Source organism: uncultured Gimesia sp., from assembly GCF_937919775.1.
GTDB lineage: Bacteria > Planctomycetota > Planctomycetia > Planctomycetales > Planctomycetaceae > Gimesia.
Genome location: NZ_CALFPF010000503.1, coordinates 1 through 9,121, shown reverse-complemented (window position 1 = coordinate 9,121; position 9,121 = coordinate 1). Strand labels below are relative to the sequence as shown.

Sequence of the window (9,121 nt, the reverse complement as noted above, 5' to 3'; positions counted from 1 at the left end):
ATAATATACATGTTTGACTTTTGCTGAAATTGGTTTTGAATAATGAATAAAAGTGTAATGAATAATTCTACAACACGTGGCGTGGTTCAGGTCGTTTCCCAGGATCGGATTCGTCGGCTGGAGGTCTGCACGCAATTTTCGAATATGGGATATACCGTGATTCCTCTGGCGGAAGTTGTTTTTTCACGAACATCGCAGCGCGCTGATGCGGATATCTGTGTGCTGCTCGATCCAAAAGCGATTTCGGAATTTTCTTTTGCGGTGGAGCAGGTTCCGGAACAGAATTTGATTCCCGTGCTGTATTATCCGGCACTGACGCATGATACCCAGAAAGCGTTTTTGAAACCGTCTCGAAGCAGTTTCCATGAAACGATGGTTCCGTTTGCAGAACTGAGACCCCAGGATGCTTTGGAAAGTATCAGGCGTTTACTTGATTCCGCGATCAAATATGCCCGGTTATCGCGCGAGTGTTCAGGCTTGATTTCAGAATTGAACGCACGGTCCAGCCGCCGACTCATTGGCTATAGTCAGGCAATTCAGACGCTGAGAGATCGCATTGCAGATGTGGTTCACCTGGAAACGCCTGTGCTACTACAGGGTTTACCAGGTTCCGAATTGTCGCTGGTGGCGGAAATCATTCATGACTCTACATTTATTGATGATCATCCACTGATTAAGGTCAATTGCAGTACTCTGAATACAGAGAATATCGAGCGTGATCTATTGGGTTATTTCTCACATGAAGAAAGCAGTTATTCAAACGAACCCGTGTGGAATCCCGGTCGCATCGAACAGGCAGAGGGGGGGACTCTGATTCTCGATCAGGTGCATCTGGCTTCGTTGCCTGTTCAGGCGGTACTGTTGAAGATCTTTGAGAATGGAGAATATGTTTCTCCTGAAGACCAGCAGCAGAAGAAAGTGACCAGTCGCGTGATCTCCGTGAGTCATGTCCCATTGCAGGATCTGGTTTTTCAAAATCAATTCAAGAGAAAACTGGCAGGGATTCTCGCCGAGTCAACGATTTCGGTTCCCCGCTTGAACGATCGAAAAGAGGATCTGGCTTTGTTGACAGAGCATATCTTAAGTGAAGTTTCCCGGGCAGAGGGGATGGTTGCCAAATTATTGACTTTAGATGGTCTGGAAACCTTGAAGCGTCATGATTGGACCGGAGATGTTCTTGAGTTACGTAATCTGCTTCGCCACGTGAATCTGGTTGATAACGGACCACGGTTAGATGCCGCCAGTTTATTACCCTGGATTGGAGCCGAAACGATTTCCGACGCAGATTCTCTGGTCGGTATGACTCTGCGGGACATGGAACAGAAGCTGATTGAAAGTACGTTCGCACGCTGCGGCGGGAATCGTGAAAATACGGCTCAGATGCTGGATATTGGATTGCGGACCCTGTCCGGCAAGCTGAGATCCTACGGATATCCGCCACGAGGCGGTCCGGATTCGAAACGAAAATTTACGGTCAGGCGCGCAGCCTGATCGTCTGTGGGCGCCAATGATTTAGTAAGGTAGTTTTCATGTTAGAGCAAATTCTGAATTCAAAGTCATTACCTTTGCTGGAGAAAATGGCGGCGTTCGCTGAACGCAGACAGGATGTTCTGGCGGGAAATATCGCGAATATCGATACGCCGGGTTATAAAATGCGTGACCTGCCTGTGAATGACTTTCAGCAGGCGTTGCGAGAAGCCGTTCAATTGAAAGACCGATTATCTGAGCCGGCAGCACAGAGTTCATTGGGAATGCCCATCACGCTTGCAAATAATCAGTCAGTCGAAACACAACTGGAAAGCTTGTTTCCTCGAAACCTGTTTCAGGCACAGGAGGCGGCTCCTCAGAACCTGACATTTCAGGATGATAATAATCGCAGCATGGAGTCGCAGGTGATGCAAATGACTAAAAACTCGTTGATGCAACAATTTGCTGTTCAAGTGATGATGGCCCAGTTGAATCAGTTAATGACGGTGATTTCAGAACGTCCGTAGTTTTGCTGCACTGTGGGAATAACCCAAACGGAATAAAATAAAGGAAATACGACATGTTAAAGGGAATTGATATCAGCACCAGTGCTCTGGTGGCACAGCGTCAGCGAATGAATACGATTGCCGGCAACATTGCCTCTGTGAACGTTTCACACGATCCCAACAGTGGAGAAGTCCCCTTTTATCGCAGAATTGTGACATTTCAGGCTGATACGGAAAGTGTGAGTCTGGAGCGGTCCGGGGTCGGCGTGAAATACAAAGTTGAAATTGATACAGACACCGAATTGCGAAAAACATATAGTCCGGGACATCCCCATGCGGATCAGGATGGTAACGTGACCTATCCCAATGTCGATGTTGTGACTGAGTTTGTGAATGCATTAGAAGCAGGTCGTGCCTATGAGGCAAATATTTCCGCGCTGGATATCACCAAAGAAATGTTCAATACGTCACTCAGAATCCTGGCATGATTTCCGGGTAGGATATAAAGATTCATTATCATTTCATCTGATCTCAAGGAAGGGAAGAGGATGACAGGTTCCATCAGTCAAATCGGAAACGCGTTTTTGCCCGGCATTCCACCGGTCGGAATCAATGAAAATAGCGCCGGCAGCAGTACCGGGGAGCTTTCTTTCAAGAACATGATGCTGCAGTCGCTCAACAATGCCAATCAGTTACAGGTTCAATCGGAGCAGGCAATTGAAAGTGGCTTGATCGGTGACGACATTACGCAGGCAGAAGTATTTACTTCCATCAAGAAAGCGGATTTGGCACTGCGCATGATGGTCCAGATGCGGAATAAACTTCTGGAAGCCTATAATGAGATACAGAAGATGCAGATGTAAATCTGAAAGAATCAGCACGTTTTTTTACCACTTTGACACGGATTAGTCGATTGGTCACCCGGTATGGACACCACAAAAAAAATATATCAACAGTTTGTTACCTTATTTCAATCAATGTCGGGCAGCCAGCGCGCGATTCTGTTGGCGGTTCCGGTATTGATGATGCTGGCATTTGGGTTTCTTTTTTTTCGTGAGAGCAATTCCAGCTACGTCTCGCTCTCGTTGGGAAAAGATTTTACAACCCAGGAAGTGATTCATGCTGAGGAAGTTCTGCTGCGGGCCGGCCTGACGGATTTTTCCCGTAAAGGCCAGAGAATCATGGTGCCTCAGAATGAAGTTCCCCGTTATAACGCAGCATTGATTGAAGGGGGGGGACTGCCTACCGACTGGGCTTCAGAATGGCAGGAACAGTTTGAGAAATCGAGCATGTTTGTCAGTAAAGATCAACTGCAGGTCATGCGGGATATCGCGCTGGGTAATCAGTTACGTCGTATGATCCGGGCCATTCCTGCCATTGAAGATGCCAGCGTGATGTGGGCCCGCTCCAAGAAGCGATTGCGCTGGAATAATACCACACCGGATGTCACTGCGACGGTGATGGTCAAACCACGTCCGGGAAATGATTTGACGCCGACACTGATCACCAGTCTGCGCGCTGCGGTTTCCACGATGGTTCCCGATTTAACGGCGGAATCGGTCACCGTGTTTGATCAATCAACGGGAACGTCGTACACGGCTGATGATAAAAATGATGCCTTCGATAGTAAATTCATTACCTGGGTTAATAAGCATACGAAAAACTACCAGGATAAAATTATGGATTCTCTGACGTATATTCCAGATGTGATTGTGAACGTCAATGTCGATGTAGAAAACCTGAAACGCTATGTTGAACGAAAACAGGAAATCAGTACCGACGGCACGGTTGCTTTACAATCAAAAGAACAATCCAGTGAACGCAATATTGTTGAGAAGCCCGTTCGATCGGAACCGGGAGCACGTTCGAATCAACCCAATTCTCTGGCGGTGGCCCGCGGTAACGAAAAAAACGAAAAAGTAACCGAAACGAATAACGAAACGACGTCTGCTCCTTCCTTTACCTGGACGGAAAAAGAGTTTGTCGCTGCTATGCCCAGTACCGTGCAGGTTTCCGTTTCGATTCCGGAAGATTATTACGCGGCTGTTGCCGTCAAACGAGGCGTTAAAAAAGGAGAAGCGGCAGCTGACATTGCTGCGTTCAAGCAGGCAACGGACGCGATTAAACTTGAAGTCGAGACGAGCATCCAGAAGCACGTGCAGAAGTTGATTCCTTCACAGTCAGCAAATGATGCTGTGAGTGTTGCATCTTATGTACGAGTGGATGCAGAGGTCCCGATGGTAGAGTTGCCTCTGACAGAAAGTCTTGGTGAGTTTGTCAGTCAGTGGGGAAGTACACTTGGGTTGGGATTGTTTGCCATTTGGGCATTGTGGATGCTCAATAAAAGCATGCCGCAACTTGAAGAAGTTGATTCAGAGGCAATCAGCCTTCCGATGAGTAAACCCCAGGCTTCTACGTCGGAAGAGGATGTTGTAAAACCGAAAAAAGAGCCGACGCAGCGCGATGAAGTGCAAATTCTGGTACGAGACAATCCTGAAGTGGCGGCTTTGGTGTTGAGTAAATGGATACATGCCAAATCATAACCGGGAAGCAGATTCAGGAATTGAGTCGATAGTTTATTTAGACCGTGGATCGAAAAATGGATGAACTACAAAAAGCAGCCATCTTGTTATTGAGTCTGGATAAAGCGCTTGCTGCTGAAGTACTGAGCCTGATGCAAAAAGAAGATGTCGAAAAAGTGACGATGAAGATCGCCCGTATGCAGGATGTTTCCAAAGAACAGCAGGCAAGTGTCTTAAATGAATTTACTTCCCTGCGTGGTGAACAGACCACTATGGAGCGGGGAGGGATGGCTGCGGTGAATGAACTGCTGGAGCAATCGCTGGGTAAAGAGGGCGCCGGCTCGATTATGGACAGTATTAACCAGACGATGAATTCTGTTCCCTTTGGTTTCCTGCAGAAATCGGGAGCAACCAACCTGCTGACATTTATCATCGAAGAGCACCCTCAGACGATTGCCATGATTATGTCGCATTTACCCAGTAATCTGGCAGCCGAAGTATTGGCCGGCCTGCCTTCAAACAAGCAGATGGATGTGATTAAGCGGATTGCGAATATGGAGCAAACCAGTCCGGAAGTCATTCGCGATGTCGAAAAGAGCCTCGAACACCGCATGAAAAATACGTTCAGCCAGGGGATGGAAAAAGCCGGGGGCGTGGAACTCGTGGCAGAAATTCTGAACGTCACCGACCGCATGACGAACAAAGGCATTCTGGAAAGTATGGATCAGGATAACCCGGATCTTGCTGATGAGATTCGGCGGTTGATGTTTGTCTTTGATGATCTGGTGAAACTGGATGGTAAGGCAATTCAAGCCCTGCTGAAAGAAGTGGATAACAATCAATGGGCAGTGGCACTCAAAGGGGCCTCTGAAGAAATCAAGCAGAAAGTTCTCAGCAATCTGTCGCAACGGGCGGCAGATATGCTGCGTGAAGAAATGGAATACCTGGGACCGATCAAAGTCAGTGATGTTGAAGCCGTGCAGCAGCAGATCGTGGATAGTGTTCGAAGATTGGAAGATGCCGGGGAAATTGAAGTCGCTGCTGGAAATGAAAGCGAACAATATATCTCATAAAATACAGTGAGCGACACATTTTAGGACTGTAATCTTTTAACTCTGAAAAATAATTAGCATAAAATAAAAGTCATCAATATGGTGGAACTGGAACCGGCGAAATTGTTAAAGGCGGAAGCCTTTCGGGCTTTGGGTTCGAAAATCGCTTACAATTTCAAAGACATTGAAAAACGTTGTGAGGATTACATTCTGAATGTGCGTGATCAGACACGCCAAATGCTGCTCGATGCGCAACAGGAAGCCGAACAGATCAAGCAGGAAGCGTTTAAGTCAGGCAAACTGCAGGGGCATAAGGAAGCAGAACGTGAAATAGAATCCCTGATCCAGTCGCGTTCTGAAGAGATTGCCAACCGGACCATTGAGGAAAAACTGGGCATGATTTATCCTGCAATGCAAGCCGCTGTCGAAGGCTTGCAGCAAGAGCAGACTAACTGGAGGCAAACCTGGGATACGACAGGATTGGAAATCTGCTTGAGCATCGCAGAAAAAATGATCCGCCATGAAATCAAGTCGCGTCCCGAGTCTGCCAGGGCGATGATGAGTGAAGCCCTCAAGCTGGCGTCAGGTACGCAGCATATCAGGTTTCATATGAATCCCTCAGATATCGCACAATTAGTTGAAGGTGCAAAAACATTTATTTCCAATCTGACCGGATGTCAGACCTGCGAAATTATTGAAGATGAATCAATCACTTCCGGCGGGTGTTTTATCGAGACTCAACATGGAACAATCGATGCCACCATCGAAGCTCAAATAGACCGCATTTCACAAGAGTTAATGATCCGTCATCAGGACTAACACAATCAAATGTTTGATGTCTCTCAGCAGATAAAACAGATTTTGCCTTTTCGTCTTACCGGACGCGTGACCAGGGTGGTTGGTTTGACTGCTTCCGTCTCAGGGTTTCCGGCTCCATTAGGAGCAGTCTGCGCCATTGATCGCGAAAACGGTCGACCTGTCGAAGCAGAAGTTGTTGGGTTTCAGAATGAGGAAACGCTATTACTCCCCTATGAAGATTTGACTGGTATTCGTCGAGGGGACCGGGTCTCGCTGATTCAGTCCGTACCCGCCGTTGCCGTGGGGGAGGGGATTTTAGGCAGAGTTCTGGATGGACGGGGACGCTGTATAGATGGCAAAAATCAGCCGATGCTCTCACATCGTGCCAACCTGAAAGCCAAACCGATTTCTCCATTAAATCGGCCGCGGATTGATGAGCCATTGAGTACCGGTATTAGAACCATTGATGGATTATTATCGTGCGGCAAAGGACAACGACTGGGGATTTTCGCCGGAAGTGGCGTCGGGAAAAGTACGTTGATGGGACAAATGGCTCGGCAGAGTTCCGCCGATATTAATGTTGTTTGTCTGGTGGGTGAACGAGGACGGGAAGTGCGTGAGTTTCTGGATCGTGACTTGGGGCCAGAGGGTTTGGCACGGAGTGTTGTGATTGTTGCGACCAGCGATGAGCCCGCGCTGATACGACTTCGCGCCGCTCATCTGGCAACGGCAATCGCGGAGTTTTTTCGTGATCGAGGCAATGACGTCTTGTTGATGATGGACAGTGTGACCCGTTATGCGTTAGCGCAGCGGGAGATTGGTTTGGCGGCAGGTGAACCGCCGGCAACGAGAGGTTATCCACCTAGCGTATTTTCCCTCCTGCCGAAACTGCTCGAGCGGAGTGGCCGGACCGATTCCGGCAGTATTACAGGTTTCTATACGGTTCTCGTTGAAGCCGATGATGCCAACGAACCGATTTCAGATACGGTGCGGGGAATTCTGGATGGGCATATCATGCTTTCCCGCAAACTGGCACATGAGTCACATTGGCCGGCGATTGATGTGCTGCAAAGCATCAGTCGTTCGATGAATGATATTACCAGTCCGGAACATCAGAAGTCGGCAGCGCAGTTGAAGAAACTGATGGCTGCGTATCAACAGTCGGAAGATTTGATTTCGATTGGCGCTTATCAATCGGGATCGAATTCCGAAGTTGATCTGGCGCTGAAATTACGACCATTGTGGAACGAATATCTGAAACAGGGGAATACGGAAAACTCCAATTTCACAGACGCGGCGAAGATGCTTGAAAATCTGTCGGCGCGTGCAGAGCAACTCAAGCCGCAAAAACAGGATTCTGCGACAGGGCAGAAAGCGGCAGCAGCCGGTAACGCGACTTAGCCATTTAAAAGATCTTAATTGTTTTTGTGGACTGATTTACGGTAACTGATCCAGCATGAAAAAATTCCAATTTCAATTTGAATCTGTACTCAAAATGCGACGTCACAAGCGAAGCTTATGTCGTCAGATGTTAGGAGAGATTCTGCAGACGGATCAACGATTAGTGCAGCAGAAACAGAACCTGGAGCTGTTACGACAGGAACAGTTTCAGGAAATACGATTACGTCAGGCGAAAGGTGTTGTGGATATCGATGGGGCTGCCAGTTTGAGGTACTATGCCGGGCAGTTACAAACACAGATTCAGAATGTTATGGCTAATCGTAAAATTGTAGAAAAACAGATAACCGTTTGCAGGCAGACGCTCGCACGGGCTGAGCAGGAAGTCAAAGCGATGGAAAAACTGTCAGACAAACACCGCGATCAGTTTCTCTATGTGCAAAACAGGAAAGAAGCATTCGATCTTGAAGAAACCTGGTCTGCGACTCAACAAACGGGAGTTGCAAGATGATCCGTTCCGTAGCCATTATGATCAGCGTCTTTTGTGTGGCGACCATTATTTCAGAACTGCTGGGGCTTAGTTTCTTGTGGTTCAGAGGATCCCTCAATGCGGATTCCATTAAAGATATTCGGATGATTGTTACTGGTCAGTCTTTGGATGATGTGGAACTGGTTGAAGAAGAGACGACGTTGCCTTCGCGCGACGAGATCTCGCTGACCCGCGCAACGCGCATTCTGGAATTGGCATCGCGCGAAGATGAAATTGACATGCTGAAAAGTTCCATCACGCAGTCTTCAGATTCTCTGAAAAAGGATCGCCTCGCTTTTGAGCAGGCGAAACAAACGTTTGAAGCGGATTTGAAATTACTTACAGAACAAAGTCAAAATACAGCCACTAAAAAAACGCAGAGTGTGCTGGTAGCGCTGCCTCCGGGCGATGCCGTGCAATATCTGATGCAGCCTTCCATCGAGGAAAATATTGAACTTTTAAAAGGTATGGATGGAAAGTTCATTGCCAAGATGTTGAAAGAATTTCTGGTGGCAGCTGATCCTCTGGTCATAAAAAGGGGAAAAGAGGTCTTCAAGGAAATCTCTCAGGACGAACCGTTCCGCAGCCTTTCGGAAGAGATGGTCGATAAGCTTTCGGAAAACAATTGAGGTTTTCCACGCACGCCTAATACATATTTTCGCTAAAATTGGTCTATTTTACGTATTCTTACGTGATGTCTCAGTGCCGATTCTGACGAATATGATAGTGGTGAAACAGTTGAAACCAACGGTGTTCTTTACTGCGCTGTTTTATAAGAGCACGTAAGTCGACTGACTACGAAATCATATTCTAACCTGAGGTAATGAGAAATGTCTGATTCTCACAAGA

Annotated in this window: 10 protein-coding genes; all 10 read left to right on the top strand. The window is 47.4% G+C overall.

Translation table 11 applies throughout. The features are described 5' to 3' along the window. Window positions 1-57: 57 nt before the first annotated feature. Window positions 58-1,491, top strand: a complete 1,434-nt coding sequence (locus Q0294_RS14340; RefSeq protein WP_299466703.1) for a sigma 54-interacting transcriptional regulator — start codon at window positions 58-60, stop codon at window positions 1,489-1,491. 38 nt (window positions 1,492-1,529) lie between these two features. Then, the gene (locus Q0294_RS14335; protein ID WP_299466700.1) at window positions 1,530-1,994 is read left to right on the top strand and encodes a flagellar basal body protein; all 465 of its coding nucleotides are present in this window, start codon (window positions 1,530-1,532) and stop codon (window positions 1,992-1,994) included. A gap of 53 nt (window positions 1,995-2,047) precedes the next feature. Then, window positions 2,048-2,461 (top strand): flagellar basal body rod protein FlgC, encoded by a 414-nt coding sequence (gene flgC, locus Q0294_RS14330; RefSeq protein ID WP_299466697.1) that lies wholly within the window; start codon window positions 2,048-2,050, stop codon window positions 2,459-2,461. A gap of 60 nt (window positions 2,462-2,521) precedes the next feature. Further along, on the top strand, window positions 2,522-2,836 hold the full coding sequence (fliE, locus tag Q0294_RS14325; RefSeq protein WP_299466694.1) for a flagellar hook-basal body complex protein FliE: 315 nt from the start codon (window positions 2,522-2,524) through the stop codon (window positions 2,834-2,836). A gap of 63 nt (window positions 2,837-2,899) precedes the next feature. Continuing rightward, complete coding sequence (locus tag Q0294_RS14320) at window positions 2,900-4,516, top strand: hypothetical protein (RefSeq protein ID WP_299466691.1); 1,617 nt, start codon at window positions 2,900-2,902, stop codon at window positions 4,514-4,516. Between the two features lie 56 nt (window positions 4,517-4,572). Then, window positions 4,573-5,568: a flagellar motor switch protein FliG gene (gene fliG / locus Q0294_RS14315; protein ID WP_299466688.1), complete on the top strand. Its 996-nt coding sequence runs from the start codon at window positions 4,573-4,575 to the stop codon at window positions 5,566-5,568. Between the two features lie 78 nt (window positions 5,569-5,646). Beyond that, window positions 5,647-6,366 carry a FliH/SctL family protein gene (locus tag Q0294_RS14310; RefSeq protein WP_299466685.1) on the top strand — a complete coding sequence of 240 codons (720 nt, stop codon included), beginning with the start codon at window positions 5,647-5,649 and terminating at the stop codon, window positions 6,364-6,366. Window positions 6,367-6,375: 9 nt separating this feature from the next. Then, the gene (locus Q0294_RS14305; protein ID WP_299466682.1) at window positions 6,376-7,746 is read left to right on the top strand and encodes a FliI/YscN family ATPase; all 1,371 of its coding nucleotides are present in this window, start codon (window positions 6,376-6,378) and stop codon (window positions 7,744-7,746) included. 55 nt (window positions 7,747-7,801) lie between these two features. Then, the gene (locus tag Q0294_RS14300; protein WP_299466679.1) at window positions 7,802-8,254 is read left to right on the top strand and encodes a flagellar FliJ family protein; all 453 of its coding nucleotides are present in this window, start codon (window positions 7,802-7,804) and stop codon (window positions 8,252-8,254) included. Then, window positions 8,251-8,901, top strand: a complete 651-nt coding sequence (locus Q0294_RS14295) for a hypothetical protein (protein WP_299466675.1) — start codon at window positions 8,251-8,253, stop codon at window positions 8,899-8,901. Before Q0294_RS14300 ends, Q0294_RS14295 begins: the two co-directional genes overlap by 4 nt. Window positions 8,902-9,121 lie beyond the last annotated feature (220 nt).